This window comes from Mycobacterium sp. (genome assembly GCF_019243155.1).
Lineage (GTDB): Bacteria > Actinomycetota > Actinomycetes > Mycobacteriales > Mycobacteriaceae > Mycobacterium.
This window is the reverse complement of the sequence record NZ_JAFAUS010000407.1, coordinates 1-15,632: the sequence shown is the minus strand read 5'-3', so window position 1 is coordinate 15,632 and position 15,632 is coordinate 1. Positions and strand designations below refer to the sequence as shown.

Genomic DNA, 15,632 nt, shown 5'->3' with positions numbered 1-15,632 from the left:
AACAGGTGATCTTCCCATGATCTTCTCGAAGGGCCACGGCACCGAGAACGACTTCGCGGTGCTGCCCGACCCGCAGGCCGAGCTGAGTCTGGGCGCCGCGCGGGTGGCCGCGTTGTGCGACCGGCGGCGCGGGCTGGGGGCCGACGGGGTGTTGCGGGTGACCACCGCCGGCGCGGCTCTGGCCGCAGGTGTGCTCGACCGGCTGCCTGACGGCGTCGGTGCGGGCGACTGGTACATGGACTACCGCAACGCCGACGGCTCCACCGCCCAGATGTGCGGCAACGGTGTGCGGGTCTTCGCCCACTACCTGCGCGCCAGCGGCATGGAGACCCGGGACGAATTCGTGGTCGGGTCGCTTGCCGGCGCGCGCCCGATCGTCGTTCACCGCGCCGACGCGACCGCGGCCGACATCACCGTCGACATGGGCAAGGCCAACGCGCTCGGCAGCGGGGGACAGGCGTTCACCGCGACGGTCGGCGGCCGCCCGTTCGCCGGCATGGGCGTCGACGTCGGCAACCCCCACCTGGCGTGCGTGGATCGGGATCTGACGGCCGACACGCTGGCCGCGCTCGACGTGGCGTCGCCGGTGAGCTTCGACCACGCGCAGTTCCCGGACGGGGTCAACGTCGAGATCGTCACCGCACCGGCCGACGGGGCGATCAGCATGCGCGTGCACGAACGCGGTGTGGGCGAAACCCGCTCGTGCGGTACCGGAACCGTCGCCGCGGCGGTCGCCGCGCTGGCCGGCGCGGGCGCCGACACCGGCACGTTGGCCGTGCGCGTGCCGGGCGGCGAAGTCGTCGTCACCATCACCGATGCGACCAGCTATCTGCGCGGCCCCTCGGTGCTGGTGGCCAGTGGAGAAATCAGCGAGGAATGGTGGCGCGGACTTCAGCGTTAATTCAGATGCACGACACAGGTTTGGCGTGCATCATTTCTTATTGCCTATGACATATCCCGAATTTCGCGATAACGCGCCCACGGCCACCGAGCCGAGCACGGGCGAACTCGCTCTCGAAGACCGTTCCGCGCTGCGCCGTGTCGCCGGTCTGTCGACCGAACTCACCGACGTCTCCGAAGTCGAATACCGCCAGCTTCGCCTCGAACGGGTAGTCCTGGTGGGCGTCTGGACCGACGGCACCGCCGCCGACAGCCGGGCCAGCATGGCCGAATTGGCCGCGCTGGCCGAGACCGCGGGCTCTCAGGTGCTCGAAGGGCTGATCCAGCGCCGCGACAAGCCGGACTCGTCGACCTACATCGGCTCGGGCAAGGCACAGGAGTTGCGCGAAGTCGTGCTGGCGACCGGTGCCGACACCGTCATCTGCGACGGCGAACTGTCGCCGGCGCAACTGACCGCGCTGGAAAAGGCCGTCAAGGTCAAGGTCATCGACCGCACCGCGCTGATCCTCGATATCTTCGCCCAGCACGCCACCAGCCGGGAGGGCAAAGCGCAGGTGTCGCTGGCCCAGATGGAGTACATGCTGCCGCGGCTGCGTGGTTGGGGTGAGTCGATGTCCCGGCAGGCCGGTGGTCGCGCCGGCGGCAGCGGGGGCGGCGTGGGCCTGCGTGGTCCCGGTGAAACCAAGATCGAGACCGACCGGCGCCGGATTCGCGAGCGGATGGCCAAGCTGCGCCGCGAGATCAAGGAGATGAAGCAGGCACGCGACACGCAGCGCAGCCGACGGCTGCACAGCGACGTGCCGTCGATCGCCATCGTCGGCTACACCAACGCCGGCAAGTCCAGCCTGCTGAACGCGCTGACGGGTGCCGGGGTGCTGGTGCAGGACGCGTTGTTCGCCACGCTGGAGCCCACCACCCGGCGCGCGGAGTTCGATGACGGCCGGCCGGTGGTGCTCACCGACACCGTTGGATTCGTCCGGCACCTGCCCACCCAGCTGGTCGAGGCGTTTCGCTCCACCCTGGAAGAGGTCGTCGACGCCGATCTGCTGGTGCACGTGGTCGACGGCTCCGACGTCAATCCGCTGGCCCAGATCAACGCGGTCCGTCAGGTGGTCTCCGAAGTGATCGCCGACTACAGCGTTGATAGCGGCGATGCGCCGCAGGAGCTGCTGGTGGTCAACAAGGTCGACGCCGCGAGTCCTCTGATGCTGGCCAAGCTCCGGCACGCGCTGCCCGGCGCGGTGTTCGTGTCGGCCCGCACGGGCGACGGTATCGAGGCGTTACGGCGACGGATGGCCGAGCTTGCCGTGCCCGCCGACACCGCCGTGGACGTGGTAATCCCGTACCACCGCGGCGATCTGGTGGCCCGTCTGCACGCCGCCGGGTGTATTCAGCAGGAGGAGCACAGCGCCGAGGGCACCCGGATCAAGGCGCGGGTCCCGATGGCGCTGGCCGGGCGCCTGCGGGAGTTCTCCGCCGACTGACACCCCGACCCCGCCAATTCCCGACCAACCGTCCGGTTGGTATATGTTGGGCGACAGGGTCCCGAGTCGCCGGAGGTCGTTCATGAGCAGTGCCATCAAGTACCAGCGCACTCTTTTCGAGCCGGAGCACGAATTGTTCCGCGAGTCGTACCGGGGCTTCCTGGAACGCCATGTCGCGCCCTATCACGACGAATGGGAAAAGGCGAAAATAGTCGACCGGGGTGTCTGGCAGGAGGCCGGTAAGCAGGGCTTCCTCGGTATGGCGGTGCCCGAGGAATATGGCGGTGGCGGCGACGCCGACTTCCGCTACAACATGATCATCACCGAGGAAACCGCCGCCGGCCGCTACGGCGGCATCGGCTTCGGCCTGCACAACGACATCGTGGCGCCGTACCTGCTGGCCCTGGCCACCGAGGAGCAGAAGCAGCGCTGGTTGCCGAAGTTCTGCTCGGGCGAACTGATCACGGCGATCGCGATGACGGAGCCGGGAACGGGCAGCGACCTGCAGGGAATCAAGACGCGCGCGGTCAAGCAGGACGACCACTACGTGCTCAACGGCTCAAAGACGTTCATCACCAACGGAATCAACTCCGACCTGGTGATCGTCGTTGCGCAGACCGATCCGGACAAAGGAGCGCAAGGCTTTTCGCTGATCGTCGTCGAGCGCGGCATGGAAGGCTTCGAACGCGGCCGGCATTTGGACAAGATCGGGCTGGACGCGCAGGACACCGCCGAGTTGTCGTTCACCGACGTCAAGGTTCCCGCCGAGAATTTGCTGGGCGAAGAGGGCATGGGCTTCATCTACCTCATGCAGAACCTGCCGCAGGAGCGCATCTCGATCGCCATCATGGCGGCCGCCGCGATGGAGCAGGTGCTGGAAGACACGCTGCAATACACCAAGGAGCGCAAGGCTTTCGGCAAACCCATCGGCAGTTTCCAGAACAGCCGCTTCGTGCTTGCCGAGCTGGCGACGGAGGCGACCGTCATCCGCATGATGGTCGATGAGTTCGTCCGGCTGCACCTGGACAAGGAGCTGACCGCCGAACAGGCCGCGATGGCGAAGTGGTATTCCACCGAAAAGCAGGTGCACTTGATCGATCGCTGCCTGCAACTGCACGGCGGATATGGCTACATGCGCGAATACCCGGTAGCGCGTGCCTATCTCGATGCGCGGGTGCAGACGATCTACGGCGGCACGACCGAGATCATGAAAGAGATCATCGGCCGTAGCCTCGGCGTCTGATCAATGTTCCGCCCGTTTTCGCGGGCACAATCTTTGCGCGGTTAATACTGCGCGGTAACGGATCATCACACCTGCGATCACGATCGGCGCAGCGCAATCGGGTATTGCCCCAGGACTTGGTGCGTTGTGCGCGCCGTTGGTCGCGATCCGGGCATTAACCTGCAACATTTCCACATCAACGTGGTATCCGTTTTTGCAAATTTCGTAATTTGACTTCGCATTTCTGGTCGGCTGGAGCAAAGTAATGCGAGCCCGGCGATAATGCGGATCGTCATGGGGTGCTTCCCCGCGGTTCGAGCACGGCCCGCTCGCCGGGTATGCAGGTACGGACATAGCCGCAGATGGCGGTCGTTCCGTCGGCTGGGAGGCTTGGTGAATGAGCAGAGAGGTCACATGCGCAGGCTGATCGGGAGTGTGCTGGTCAGCTTGACGACCACAGCAATAGCCGCCGCCTTACTGGCGCCCCCTGCGTCGGCGTCTCCTATCGGCGACGCCGAGGCCGCCATCATGGCCGCCTGGGACAAGGCCGGCGGCGACACCTCACCACTCGGCGCCCGCAAGGGTGACGTCTACCCCGTCGGCGACGGTTTCGCCCTGGACTTCGACGGCGGCAAGATGTTCTTCACCCCCGCGACCGGAGCCAAATTCGCGTATGGGCCGATCCTGGACAAATACGAGTCGTTGGGCGGCCCTGCCGGCAGCGATCTCGGATTCCCCTCCATCAACGAGGTGCCCGGGCTCGCCGGACCCGACAGCCGCGTGATCACGTTCGCGGCCAGCGACAAGCCCGTGATCTATTGGACGCCCGACCACGGCGCTTACGTGGTGCGCGGCGCCATCAACGCCGCCTGGGACAAGCTCGGCAGCTCCGGCGGCGTTCTCGGTGTCCCGGTCGGCGACGAGACCTACAGCGGCACGGTGTCGTCGCAGAAGTTCAGCGGGGGACAGGTCTCCTGGGACCGGCAGACGAAGCAATTCACCACGGATCCGCCCGCGCTGGCCGACCAGTTGAAGGGCCTGCAGGTCGCGATCGATCCGACCGCGGAGATCAACACGGCGTGGCGCGCGGCCGGCGGCCCGAACGGCCCGCTGGGCGCCAGGCAGGGTGGGCAGTATCCGATCGGCGGCGACGGACTCGCCCAGAACTTCGTCGGCGGCAAGGTGTTCTTCAGCCCGGCCACCGGTGCGAACGCCATCGAGAACGACATCCTGGCCAAATACGAGTCGCTGGGCGGCCCCGGCGGTAGCGACCTGGGTTTCCCTACCGCCAATGAGACCGACGGCGGCGTCGGACCGTCCAGCCACATCGCCACCTTCTCTGCCAAAGACAAGCCGGTGATTTTCTGGACACCCGACCACGGCGCGTTCGTGGTGCGTGGAGCGATGAAGGCCGCGTGGGACAAGCTCCGGGGTCCGGCGGGCAAGCTGGGCGCCCCGGTGGCCGATCAGGCCGTCGACGGCGACGTCATCTCGCAGCAGTTCGCCGGCGGCAAGATCTCGTGGAACCGGGCGAAGAACACGTTCAACACCGACCCGTCCAACCTGGCCCCGCTGTTGTCCGGCCTTCAGGTGTCCGGGCAGAACCAGCCGAGCGGTTCGGCCATGCCGTCGCACGGCAAGAAGTTCGCCTGGCAGTGGTGGTGGGCACTGGCCGTCATTCCGGTGCTGGTGCTGCTCGGGTTGCTGGTATGGCTGGTGTTCGGACGGCGCCGGCGTGGCGCCGGGCAGCAGATCGCCAGCCCCATCTATCAGCCCGACCGCGACGTGGACGCGGGCTATGACCCCACAATGGGCAGGCGCTGGGCATCCGACGACGCCGAGGGCGCGACCGAGCATTTCGGGCTCGACGACTCCCACCAGCCAGAACACGAGCCACCGCCGGATCCCGGATTGGCGTCGCGGGTCAGCTGGCGGCGTCAAGATGCGACTGATGAGCCGTTCGCGGGCGAATTCGCGGGCGAGCAGGAAGACCCCGACGCGGTGGACACCGACTCGTTCCCCGTCGTCACGGACGAGATGCTCTCGGAGGCAGGCTATCTCGACGTCGAGGAGGCCGAGTACGACGACGCCGGTGTCGCCGAAGCCGAGTACGCTGCGCCCGCGGTAGCCGAGGACGACTACATCGAGGCCGACGTCGCCGAGACCGAGTACGCCGAAGAGGTCCCCGAGACCGTCGGGCCCGACGAGGCCGACGAAGCGGCGTATCCGATCGCCGGTCACGTGGACGCCGACTATGAGGAGGTCGGCACGCCGGAGTCCGCGGCCCCCAACGTCCGGCCGTCGGAGGCGGTCATCGCAGGTGGGGCGGCCGCTGGTGGGGCGGCCGCGGCCATGGGATCGAGGGCCGGGCGGCACGCCGCGGCGGATGAAGAGGACGCGTCAGACGACGGCCAACCGACCGGCCCGGTGGCGGGTCCGGCCGGGCGACCGACCATCCACCTGCCACTGGAAGACCCGTATCAGATGCCGGAGGGATACCCGATCAAGGCCAGCGCCCGATTCGGCCTGTACTACACGCCGGGCAGCGACCTCTACCACGACACACTCGCCGAGATCTGGCTGGCGAGCGAAGAGGTGGCGCAGGCCAACGGCTTCGTCAAGGCCGACTGAACCGGCGCGCTAGACCTTGCGGATCACGGTGACGACCTTGCCGAGCACGGTCGCGTCGTTGCCCGGGATGGGATCGAACGCCGGGTTGTGCGGCATCAGCCAGACCTGACCGCCCGCCCGCTTGAACGTCTTGACGGTGGCTTCGCCGTCGAGCATGGCCGCGACGATGTCGCCGTTGTTGGCGACGTTCTGCTGGCGCACCACCACCCAGTCGCCGTCGCAGATCGCGGCCTCGATCATCGAGTCGCCGACGACCTTGAGCAGGAAGAGCGTGCCCTCGCCGACCAGCTCGCGCGGTAGGGGAAAGACGTCTTCGACGGCTTCCTCGGCCAGGATGGGCCCACCGGCCGCGATCCGCCCGAGGACCGGGACGAACGTGGGTTCCGGCAAGGCGTCAGACCCCGCGACGTCGGTGACCGGCGCCGCCGGCACCGCGTCGTCTGCGCCACGGACATCGACCGCGCGGGGGCGGTTCGGGTCGCGCCGCAGGTATCCCTTGCGCTCGAGGGTGCGCAGTTGGTGGGCCACGGAGGATGTCGACGTCAGGCCGACCGCATCGCCGATCTCCCTGATGCTCGGCGGGTATCCCCGGGTGGTCACCGACTCACGGATGACGTTCAGGATGGTGCGTTGCCGCTGGGTAAGCGATGAATCCACGGAATGCGGCCGGGCGTGTACGCCGGCCGATGAGGTGTCGTTGCTGTCGCTCATGGCAATGAATGTAACCGCGAAGAAGCCGAGAATCAAACATGTGTTCGACTGCGTGTCGCGGTTTGCCGGGACGCGGGAATAAACCGTGCGGCGTGGCGAATAACAAAGGTGTAACTCTTCAAAAGATCGGGTACTTGAGCCGTATGCCAGTGGTAACGACCGACAGCAACTTGTCGGTGGCGTGGTCTAGCGTTTGCTCGTGCGACACGCTTCGCTCAAATGTTCGGACTTCGAACACACGAGCGATACAGTCGAACACACGAGCGAGGATTAGTTGACCGGAGGAACGCAGATGACAATCATCCACACCGTCTCGCCGCGCACCAGCAGTGCCCGGCGCCCGATCAACGGGCCCGTTCAGGAGCTTCGGTACGGGCGCAATGTCGCCGCCCGGTCCCGGCGCCCCGGCCCGTCGAGGCCGGCGGGCGTGCCCATGCGCTACTACGGGACCGGCGTCGCGATGTCGGTCGCCCCGCACCGCAAGCGTTCCGTCACCTGGGCGACGACGGTCGGGCTGGCGCTGGCCGCCGGGGCGATCACCCTGTGGCTGGGCCTGGTCGCGAACGTCGGGCAGGTACTCAACGGAGATTCCGCGAGTTCGGCCACCCACCTGCCGGACCGGGTCGCCGTCGTACGGGTCGAGGCGGGGGAGTCGCTGGCCGACGTCGCCCACCGCGTGGCACCCGATGCGCCGGCTCGCCAGGTCGCCGAGCGGATCCGCGAACTCAACGACCTGAACTCGCCGACCCTGGTTGCGGGTCAAACCCTGATCGCTCCGGTCAGCTGACGACCCCATCGCGAAAACGATTCTGCGCTAAGCCTCCTCGTTCCCACCCGGTCAACGTACGTACTCCGCGGTTCCATTAGCCGCGCTGGTCAAAGCCCAGGTACGCTCAAAGTGCTGCGGTATCTGGTGTTCGGCTCAGCGAAGGAGCGGTGATGCACTGTCCCTTCTGCCGTCATCCCGACTCCCGGGTGATCGACTCGCGGGAAACCGATGAAGGCCAGGCCATTCGCCGCCGCCGATCGTGCCCCGAGTGCGGCCGGCGTTTCACTACGGTGGAGACCGCGATCCTGGCGGTGGTCAAACGCAGCGGTGTCACCGAGCCGTTCAGCAGAGAGAAGGTCATCAGCGGTGTCCGCCGGGCCTGCCAGGGTCGCCAAGTCGACGACGATGCGCTGAATCTGCTTGCCCAACAGGTGGAAGACACCGTGCGCGCCGCGGGCTCGCCGGAGGTCCCGAGCCATGAGGTCGGGCTGGCCATTCTGGGACCGTTGCGCGACCTGGACGAGGTGGCATACTTACGCTTCGCCTCGGTGTACCGCTCCTTTGAGTCCGCGGAGGATTTCGAGCGCGAAATCCAGGCGCTGCGCGATCACCGGAAGGTGTCGACGCCGACCTGACCCGGCCAACCCAGATCGACCCGCCGGTAGTCTCGTCCTCATGCCTCCCGACTTGCATCCCGACGTCCAGCCGCTTGCGCCGTTGCTGGGAACGTGGACGGGCCGGGGTGAGGGCAAGTATCCGACAATCGAGCCGTTCGACTATCTGGAAGAAGTCGTGTTCTCCCATGTCGGGAAGCCGTTTTTGGCCTACGCGCAGAAGACCAGGGCGGCGGCCGACGGCAGGCCGTTGCACGCCGAGACGGGATATCTTCGTGCCCCCAAACCGGGCCACGTCGAATTGGTGCTCGCCCACCCGAACGGCATCACCGAAATCGAAGTGGGCACGTATGCGGTCTCCGGCGACCTCATCGAAATCGAGATGTCCACGGCGACCATCGGTTTGGCCCCCACGGCCAAAGAGGTGACCGCGCTGGGACGTTCCTTTCGCATCGACGGCGACGAGCTGTCGTACTCCGTGCAGATGGGTGCGGTCGGGCAGCCGCTGCAGAATCACCTCACCGCCGTACTGCACCGGCAGCGCTGGACCCGCGTCAATCCACTTGTCGCACACCGTCGTTGACGACACGCCCGGTCACCCCCACCCACCCCTCCGCGCTCCAGGTGGTTTCGATGACGGACCCCTTGCCCTGGGTGATGTGCAGGTTCCGGCTCAAGTAGTCGGTGATCCGCATGGCCGCCGAACCCGTCGCTTCGTCTTCCGGCACACCGAGATTGGCGACGAAGACCCGGGCGCGCAGGGATCCGGTGGCCTGATCGGTCCAGGCCCACAGATAGTGCGGTGTGTCGTCGGAGAAGTCGGCCGGGTCGGCGGCGAGAAGTTCGTCGACTGAACCGAATTCGTGCAGCGCGAATTCGGGCGCCCATTCCGAGCGCGCGCTGATACTGGTGCCGACGCCCTCGGAACCGGCGTCGTGGCTGACCTGCACGAGGCCTGCCGGTACCTGCAGTGTGTTGATCGACCAACCGTTTTCCCGCAACCACCACGACACGCCGACGGTCGGGTGCCCGGCGAATGGGATTTCGATCTGTGGGGTGTAGATGGTGGCTTGCGCGGTTGCCGAGCCGGCGGATGGAAGTTCGACGAAAACTGTTTCGCTGTAACCCAATTGAGTTGCCAGTGGCTGCCGATCGGCGAGTCCGACCTGGTTGGCGTCGACCACGCCGAGGGGATTACCGAAATTCCCGTCCGAATCGGTGAACACACGCAACACCGTCACGTCGATAGCCATGGCCCGACTTTAGTGCGCGGGCGATCGGGCGGTGAGATCAAGGGGGAGTCAGGTGGCGCTGCGCTCGTCGGAGCCGATGGCGTTCAGGACGGCGACCCGGGTGGGAGTTGAGCCCGTCACCGTCTTCGCGCCGCCGCCAGTGCGCAGCAGCTCGCGAAGGGCGCTCTGATCGTATTCGCCGGGTTGAGTGGAATCGATGAAGCTTTCGACGACGTCGATGAAGCGGGCCGGGTCGTCGTGAAACGGGAAGTGGCCGGAGCCCTGGAAGATTTCGAGGCGAGAGCCGGGCATCGCGGCGTGCGCCATCCACGCGTGCCGGACGGGCACCACCACATCCTTGGTGCCCCAGACGATCTGCACCGGGATGGCCTCGGTCAAATAACATCGGTCGAGCATGGTGACGATCTGCCCGCGCCAGTCCACCACCGCTCGCAGGGTCCGGCTGAATGCCGCCGAGGCCGTCGGCTCCGGCAGGTCATCGAGAATCCGCAGCACGTTCGGCAGATCGCGGCCCAGGCCGGTGCTGCCCAGCGCCAGGCCCATCACACGCCCCAGGGCCTGAACCGCGGGCAGCACCAGGGGCAGCCGCAGCAGGGCGATGGCTTCGCTGCCCATCGGCAGCGAAGCCCACCGCAACACGAAGTTGACGTCCTTGGTGACGCCACCGGCGCCGACCAGGATCAGCCTCTCCACCAAATGCGGGAACTGGTAGGCGAATTGCATCGCCACGCCGCCGCCGAGGGAATGACCGACGATGGTCGCCCGCTCGATGTCGAGCACGCTGAGCAGGTCACGCATCCCGTTCGCGTACGCGGCAATCGAGTAGTCGGCGCGCGGCTTGTCGGATTGCCCGTGACCCAGTAGATCGGGGGCGATGACCGTGAACCGCTGAGCAAGCTTGGCCTGCACGCCATTCCAGGTGGTCGAGTTGTCGCCGATGCCGTGGATGAGCAATATCGCAGGCCCGGACCCGGCGATCCGGAACGCCCGCCGGTAACCGTGGATGGTGCGGAATTCCAGCCTGGGCGCTGTCACCTCACGCACCGGGCGAAGCGTGCTCTTGCGCTTCCGCTCGGTCATATCGCCAATCTTGGTGTCGGGCCGGGCTAAGGGCGGTCTAGTTAACAAGGACGTTGCAGAACTGTCATCCCTGGTCGTCGTCGTCGAACTTCTTCTCCGCCTGTTGGGCCAGGAATCGCTCAAACTCCGCGCCAAGCTCATCGCCGCTAGGTAGATCCTCGTCGTGCGCTAGTAACGACCTGTTCTCCTGAGCGTCGATGAACGCATCGTACTGACGCTCAAGTGCCGCCACCACTTGAGCTACCTCCGCGCTGGCCTGGACCTGCTCGTCGATCTTGTCGCGGATCACCGTCGCCGCTTCGGATAACGCCGACACCGGCAGCTCCAGCGTCGCGGCCTTGGCCACTTGCTCGAGCAACGCCTGCGCCGCAGCCGGATAGTCGGTCTGCGTCAGGTAGTGCGGGACGTGCACGGTGTACCCGATGACCTCGTGGCCGTGCTGGGCCATGCGGTATTCCAGCAGGTTGGAGGCGCTGCCGGGAACCTGGATCTCGGAGATCCACGGCTGAAATTCGGCGATCAACTCCGAGTTGTTGGAGTGCGCGGTCATCGTGATCGGCCGGGTGTGCGGAACCGCCATCGGCACCGTGCCCAGGCCGATGGTCCGGCGCACGCCGAGACGCTCGGCCAGCAGGCGAACGGCGGTGACGAAGCGCTCCCATTTCAGGTCCGGTTCCATCCCGGCCAACAGCAGAAACGGGGTGCCGAGCGTGTCGCGCATCGCATACAAACTCAGCTCGGGGTCGTCGTAGCTGGTGAAGTGATCGGTCTTGAAGGTCATCAGCGGACGCCGCGACCGGTAGTCCAGCAATTCGTCGATAGCGAAGGACGCGACCAGTTCGGTGTCCAGCGCCGTCTTCAGATGGGTGGCGGCCAGCCGTATCGCGTGACCGGCGTCGGAAAAGCCCTCCAGAGCGTGCAGTAACACCGGGCCGCGGCCATCGGACGTCGACAACTGCGGGGCGGGCAGCTCAAGCTCGTACATACCCGCCTGACCCGGCTGGTAATACGGTTCATCTGGGTCTTTGTGGTGAGCCATTTTGGGGTTTGCCTCCTCCCGGGGGTTTCTCCAGGGTGCCCTACAAGTGTCACCTGAATCAGGCGGCATCGATATCAAGCAGCGAACCCGAGTGCGGTTTCAAGCGAAAACGCTATTACGCATAAACGTAATCCGGATGGTACATATTCAGCGGACGCGGGTCGGCTTCTAGCTAGCCCGAGCCAGCAAACCACCCGGCGAGCTGCGACGCGTTGCGGTCGGCTTGCCGCCGTGCCGTCAGGCATGATGAATCCGATGCGCGCACCGATGGTAATGCTTTGCACGGCAGTGGCCCTGGCGGCGCCGCTGACGTCGTGCGGCCGGCCCGGCGACCTCGTGCTGGGTCCCACGGTGTCCCCGACTCGGACGAGCGGGCCGGTCCAGCGGCTCAGCCAGCCCCAACAAAAGGCCGTCGCGGGTCCGGTGGACCCGGACAAGCGCGTCGGCGCGATCTTCATCGACAACGGGCCATTGCACGTCTGCACGGGCTCGGTGGTGCATTCCGCGAGCGGCAACCTGATGATCACCGCGGCGCACTGCCTGGCCGGAGCGACGCAGATCACCTTCATCCCGGGGTTTGCCGGCGACGGCGCGCCCGCGGCCGCCGATGTGTGGAAGGCCGACGCCGTCTACCTCGACCCGCGCTGGACGGCCAGCAAGGACCCTCACGCCGATTACGCGATCGCGCGGGTCAACAACGATGCAGGTGGTTCGGTCGAGTCGCACGTCGGTCTGGCGCTGACGCTGGGCACCGCGCCCGCGCCCGGCAGCCACGTCACAGTGCTGGGCTATCCGGCCGGCGTCGGGGGCTCACCCGTCGGGTGTCAGGCCAGCACATCGGTCAACGACAGCGGGTTCCCATCGTTGACGTGCGAGGGGATGGTCGACGGCACCAGCGGCGCGCCGTGGGTCAGCGGCACCATTCTCACCGGTCTGATCGGCGGTTACGAGCGCGGCGGGTGCTCGGCCAATGTGTCGTATTCGGCGCCGTTCGACGCGCAGACCGCGCAGTTGCTCAACCGCGCCGAGGCGGGCGGTCCCGGCGATCCGGTTCCGAACGACCTCGGGGACGCCTGTTAGTGGCGATCGCCAGCGCGGCGGAGCCGGGTGCAGCGGGTCGCCACCATCGGGTTAGTGGCGATCGCCAGCGCGGCGGAGCCGGGTGCAGCGGGTCGCCACCATCGGGTTGGTAGCCGAACGGGTTGAGCGCTCTAGTGGCGGAACTGGTTGAGCGCTCGCACCTTGTTCATCACGTCGAGCGCGGCCACCTTGTAGGCCTCGGAGAAGGTGGGGTAGTTGAACACCGCGTCCACCAGGTACTCGACCGTGCCACCGCAGCCCATCACGGCCTGGCCGATGTGCACCATCTCGGTGGCGCTGGTGCCGAAGATGTGGACCCCGAGTAGCTTCAGGTCCTCGGTGGACACCAGCAGCTTCAGCATGCCGTAGGAGTCGCCGGCGATCTGGCCGCGCGCCAGCTCCCGGTACCTGGCCACCCCGACCTCGTAGGGGATTGAGTCCTTCGTCAGTTCCACCTCGGTGGCGCCGACGTAGGACACCTCGGGAATGGAGTAGATGCCGATCGGCTGCAGCTCGGTGATGCCGTCGGTCGGCTCCCCGAACGCGTGGTAGGCCGCGAGCCGTCCCTGCTCCATCGAAGTGGCGGCCAGCGCGGGGAATCCGATCACGTCGCCGACGGCGTAGATGTGCGGCACCTTGGTCTGGAAGAAGTCGTCGACAAAGATCCGGCCGCGGTTGTCGGCCTCCAGCTCGGCGTTGTGGAGGTCGAGGTGGTCGGTCTGGCCCTGCCGCCCGGCGGAGTACATCACCGTCTCGGCGGGGATCTGCTTGCCGCTGGCCAGCGTGGTGACGGTGCCCGCCGAGCCGACGTCGACCCCGGTCACCTCCTCACCGAACCGGAACGTCACGGCCAGGTCGCGCAGGTGGAACTTCAGCGCCTCGACCACCTCGGGGTCGCAGAAATCGAGCATGTCGCTTCGCTTCTCCACGACGGTGACCTTGGTGCCCAGCGCGGCGAACATCGAAGCGTATTCGATGCCGATGACACCGGCGCCGACCACCACCATGGAGGTGGGCAGCGTTTTGAGATCCAGGATCCCGTCGGAGTCCAACACCCGGTCCTCGTCGAACTCGACCCCGGACGGCCGAGCCGGCGTGGTGCCGGTGGCGATGACGATGAATTTGCCGCTGATGGTTAGCTTTTCGCGATGGGAAGGGTCCTCGACCTCGATGGTGTGCGGGTCGAGGAAGCGCCCGTGACCGACCAGCAGGTCGATGCGGTTGCGCATGAGCTGATTGCGCACCACATCGACTTCCCTGCCGATCACGTGCTGGGTGCGCGCCAGCAGATCGGCCGGGGTGATCTTCTCCTTGACCCGATAGCTCGCGCCATACAGTTCGCGCTGGCTCATCCCAGTGAGGTAGAGAACGGCCTCCCGCAACGTCTTTGACGGAATCGTGCCGGTCTGGACGCACACACCGCCGAGCATCTGGCCGCGTTCGACGACTGCGACCGACTTGCCCAACTTCGCCGAGGCGATGGCGGCCTTCTGTCCGCCGGGCCCCGAGCCGATGACCACCATGTCGTACTCTTGCGCCGAACCCATGGGGTAAACAGTAAATCAGCTGAACTCACAGTGCTGGGTTCATGCACAGGTCCGCCGATCCACCCGTACGCGTGCGCACCGGCTGACGGTGCCGGCGGTCAGCGTTGGTGCTCATGACGACGCATCGACCTGACTTCGAACTGAATCGCCCCGGCGCACTCATCGCCGCGTTGCCCGCCGTTCTCAGCTTCGTTCCCGAAAATTCATTGGTACTGGTGTCTTTGGACGACGGCGAACTCGGATCGGTGATGCGTGTCGACCTGTCCGAGAAGCTGGCCGAGCGCATCGGACACCTGGCCGAGGTCGCGGGCGCGGCCCGGCCCGAGGCCGCGATCGCGGTGATCGTCAGCGCCGACGGCGCGCACTGCCCGTGCTGCAACGAGGAATACCGGCGGCTGTGTGCGGCACTCTCAGAGGCGTTGTCGCAGCACGACATTCAGCTGTGGGCCGCGCATGTGGTGGACCGGGTCGCCCGCGGCGGACACTGGCATTGCGTGGACGGTTGCGGCGCAAGCGGTCTGATCGACGATCCTTCGGCGTCGCCGCTGGCCGCCGCGGCCGTCCTGGACGGCAGGCGGCTCTACCCGCGGCGTGCCGATCTGCAAGCCGTCATCGCGGTCGACGACCCGGCGCGCAGTGCGGAGCTGACGGCGGTCGTGAAGCGACAGGCGCTGCGGCGGCGGGCCGCGCATCGCGCGGATCCGATCCGGTGCACCCGCGGCGACGTGGAGGCCGCGATGGGCGCGGCCTCCCGCGTCGCGTCGGGCCGATCGCCCTCCGACGACGAGTTGGCATCGCTGGGCTGCGCGCTCAGGGACGCGGAAGTGCGCGACATTTTGTATGCCCTCGCCGTCGGCGAGAATGCGGGCGAGGTCGAGTCGTTGTGGGCCCTGCTGGCGCGCACCCTGCCCGCTCCCTGGCGGGTCGAGGCGCTGGTGTTGCTCGCGTTCAACGCGTACGCCCGCGGCGACGGGCCGCTTGCCGGGGTGTCGCTGGAGGCCGCGCTGCGCTGCGATCCCGACCACCGGATGGCGGGCATGCTGGACATCGCCTTGCAGACCGGCCTGCGGCCGGAGGACATCCGCGAACTGGCGCACACCGGTTACCGGCTGGCCAAGCGGTTCGGTGTCCGTATACCGCCGCGACGGCCGTTCGGCCGAAGGGCGTGCTAGCGGTGAGCGGTCAGACCTTCTCGACCTTGACCGCGTAGGACATGTCGTGCGGCAGCGTGACGTCCTCGTGGCCCGGAATGACGATGGTCACCCCGGCGGCGCCGGTCTCGACGGTCACGCGCGCGTTGGG

General features: G+C 66.8%; 14 protein-coding genes and 1 pseudogene. 9 read left to right on the top strand and 6 right to left on the bottom strand.

Translation table 11 applies throughout. The features are described from left to right. Window positions 1–16 precede the first annotated feature (16 nt). From dapF to JOZ00_RS20875, 4 genes are all read left to right on the top strand, one after another. A complete protein-coding gene (dapF, locus tag JOZ00_RS20890) occupies window positions 17–901 on the top strand; it encodes a diaminopimelate epimerase (RefSeq protein WP_293347380.1) in 885 nt (294 codons plus the stop codon). Window positions 902–947: 46 nt separating this feature from the next. Beyond that, complete coding sequence (gene hflX, locus JOZ00_RS20885) at window positions 948–2,384, top strand: GTPase HflX (protein ID WP_293347371.1); 1,437 nt, start codon at window positions 948–950, stop codon at window positions 2,382–2,384. Window positions 2,385–2,466: 82 nt separating this feature from the next. Further along, complete coding sequence (locus JOZ00_RS20880; RefSeq protein ID WP_293347368.1) at window positions 2,467–3,627, top strand: acyl-CoA dehydrogenase family protein; 1,161 nt, start codon at window positions 2,467–2,469, stop codon at window positions 3,625–3,627. A 393-nt stretch (window positions 3,628–4,020) separates the two neighbouring features. Continuing rightward, the gene (locus JOZ00_RS20875; RefSeq protein WP_293347377.1) at window positions 4,021–6,237 is read left to right on the top strand and encodes a hypothetical protein; all 2,217 of its coding nucleotides are present in this window, start codon (window positions 4,021–4,023) and stop codon (window positions 6,235–6,237) included. A gap of 9 nt (window positions 6,238–6,246) precedes the next feature. Here the strand turns inward: JOZ00_RS20875 and lexA are convergent, their stop codons facing one another. Further along, window positions 6,247–6,948 carry a transcriptional repressor LexA gene (gene lexA / locus JOZ00_RS20870; RefSeq protein ID WP_293347365.1) on the bottom strand — a complete coding sequence of 234 codons (702 nt, stop codon included), beginning with the start codon at window positions 6,946–6,948 and terminating at the stop codon, window positions 6,247–6,249. Window positions 6,949–7,240: 292 nt separating this feature from the next. Between lexA and JOZ00_RS20865 the strand changes: the two genes are divergently transcribed. From JOZ00_RS20865 to JOZ00_RS20855, 3 genes are all read left to right on the top strand, one after another. Next, the gene (locus tag JOZ00_RS20865) at window positions 7,241–7,735 is read left to right on the top strand and encodes a LysM peptidoglycan-binding domain-containing protein (protein WP_293347362.1); all 495 of its coding nucleotides are present in this window, start codon (window positions 7,241–7,243) and stop codon (window positions 7,733–7,735) included. A 152-nt stretch (window positions 7,736–7,887) separates the two neighbouring features. After that, window positions 7,888–8,352 carry a transcriptional regulator NrdR gene (gene nrdR, locus JOZ00_RS20860; protein ID WP_293347359.1) on the top strand — a complete coding sequence of 155 codons (465 nt, stop codon included), beginning with the start codon at window positions 7,888–7,890 and terminating at the stop codon, window positions 8,350–8,352. Window positions 8,353–8,392: 40 nt separating this feature from the next. Continuing rightward, entirely contained in the window at window positions 8,393–8,914 is a 522-nt protein-coding gene (locus tag JOZ00_RS20855; RefSeq protein WP_293347356.1) for a peroxynitrite isomerase, read from the top strand. Here JOZ00_RS20855 and JOZ00_RS20850 read toward each other — a convergent pair. The 3 genes from JOZ00_RS20850 to JOZ00_RS20840 all read right to left on the bottom strand — a co-directional run bounded on the left by JOZ00_RS20850 (window position 8,886) and on the right by JOZ00_RS20840 (window position 11,703). Beyond that, on the bottom strand, window positions 8,886–9,584 hold the full coding sequence (locus tag JOZ00_RS20850; RefSeq protein ID WP_293347353.1) for a PhzF family phenazine biosynthesis protein: 699 nt from the start codon (window positions 9,582–9,584) through the stop codon (window positions 8,886–8,888). The genes JOZ00_RS20855 and JOZ00_RS20850 overlap by 29 nt on opposite strands. Window positions 9,585–9,632: 48 nt before the next feature. Further along, complete coding sequence (locus JOZ00_RS20845) at window positions 9,633–10,664, bottom strand: alpha/beta hydrolase (protein ID WP_293347350.1); 1,032 nt, start codon at window positions 10,662–10,664, stop codon at window positions 9,633–9,635. Window positions 10,665–10,728: 64 nt separating this feature from the next. After that, window positions 10,729–11,703 (bottom strand): PAC2 family protein, encoded by a 975-nt coding sequence (locus JOZ00_RS20840; protein WP_293347347.1) that lies wholly within the window; start codon window positions 11,701–11,703, stop codon window positions 10,729–10,731. 243 nt (window positions 11,704–11,946) lie between these two features. On the opposite strand from JOZ00_RS20840, the gene JOZ00_RS20835 reads away from it, so the two are divergent. Continuing rightward, a complete protein-coding gene (locus tag JOZ00_RS20835) occupies window positions 11,947–12,783 on the top strand; it encodes a serine protease (protein WP_293347374.1) in 837 nt (278 codons plus the stop codon). A gap of 131 nt (window positions 12,784–12,914) precedes the next feature. Here the strand turns inward: JOZ00_RS20835 and sthA are convergent, their stop codons facing one another. Next, the gene (sthA, locus tag JOZ00_RS20830) at window positions 12,915–14,330 is read right to left on the bottom strand and encodes a Si-specific NAD(P)(+) transhydrogenase (RefSeq protein WP_293347344.1); all 1,416 of its coding nucleotides are present in this window, start codon (window positions 14,328–14,330) and stop codon (window positions 12,915–12,917) included. Window positions 14,331–14,443: 113 nt separating this feature from the next. On the opposite strand from sthA, the gene JOZ00_RS20825 reads away from it, so the two are divergent. Beyond that, window positions 14,444–15,502 carry a DUF4192 domain-containing protein gene (locus JOZ00_RS20825; protein WP_293347341.1) on the top strand — a complete coding sequence of 353 codons (1,059 nt, stop codon included), beginning with the start codon at window positions 14,444–14,446 and terminating at the stop codon, window positions 15,500–15,502. A 10-nt stretch (window positions 15,503–15,512) separates the two neighbouring features. On the opposite strand, the pseudogene JOZ00_RS20820 reads toward JOZ00_RS20825, so the two are convergent. Further along, window positions 15,513–15,632 (bottom strand): annotated as a pseudogene (locus JOZ00_RS20820) (dihydrofolate reductase); the annotation flags it as partial.

Coding starts and splice junctions, on each gene's coding strand:
- JOZ00_RS20825 (WP_293347341.1), top strand. CDS start 14,444: ATGACGACGCATCGACCTGACTTCGAACTGAATCGCCCCGGCGCACTC.
- sthA (WP_293347344.1), bottom strand. CDS start 14,330: ATGGGTTCGGCGCAAGAGTACGACATGGTGGTCATCGGCTCGGGGCCC.
- JOZ00_RS20850 (WP_293347353.1), bottom strand. CDS start 9,584: ATGGCTATCGACGTGACGGTGTTGCGTGTGTTCACCGATTCGGACGGG.
- JOZ00_RS20880 (WP_293347368.1), top strand. CDS start 2,467: ATGAGCAGTGCCATCAAGTACCAGCGCACTCTTTTCGAGCCGGAGCAC.
- lexA (WP_293347365.1), bottom strand. CDS start 6,948: ATGAGCGACAGCAACGACACCTCATCGGCCGGCGTACACGCCCGGCCG.
- hflX (WP_293347371.1), top strand. CDS start 948: ATGACATATCCCGAATTTCGCGATAACGCGCCCACGGCCACCGAGCCG.
- JOZ00_RS20865 (WP_293347362.1), top strand. CDS start 7,241: ATGACAATCATCCACACCGTCTCGCCGCGCACCAGCAGTGCCCGGCGC.
- JOZ00_RS20840 (WP_293347347.1), bottom strand. CDS start 11,703: ATGGCTCACCACAAAGACCCAGATGAACCGTATTACCAGCCGGGTCAG.
- nrdR (WP_293347359.1), top strand. CDS start 7,888: ATGCACTGTCCCTTCTGCCGTCATCCCGACTCCCGGGTGATCGACTCG.
- JOZ00_RS20875 (WP_293347377.1), top strand. CDS start 4,021: ATGCGCAGGCTGATCGGGAGTGTGCTGGTCAGCTTGACGACCACAGCA.
- JOZ00_RS20835 (WP_293347374.1), top strand. CDS start 11,947: ATGATGAATCCGATGCGCGCACCGATGGTAATGCTTTGCACGGCAGTG.
- JOZ00_RS20855 (WP_293347356.1), top strand. CDS start 8,393: ATGCCTCCCGACTTGCATCCCGACGTCCAGCCGCTTGCGCCGTTGCTG.
- JOZ00_RS20845 (WP_293347350.1), bottom strand. CDS start 10,664: ATGACCGAGCGGAAGCGCAAGAGCACGCTTCGCCCGGTGCGTGAGGTG.
- dapF (WP_293347380.1), top strand. CDS start 17: ATGATCTTCTCGAAGGGCCACGGCACCGAGAACGACTTCGCGGTGCTG.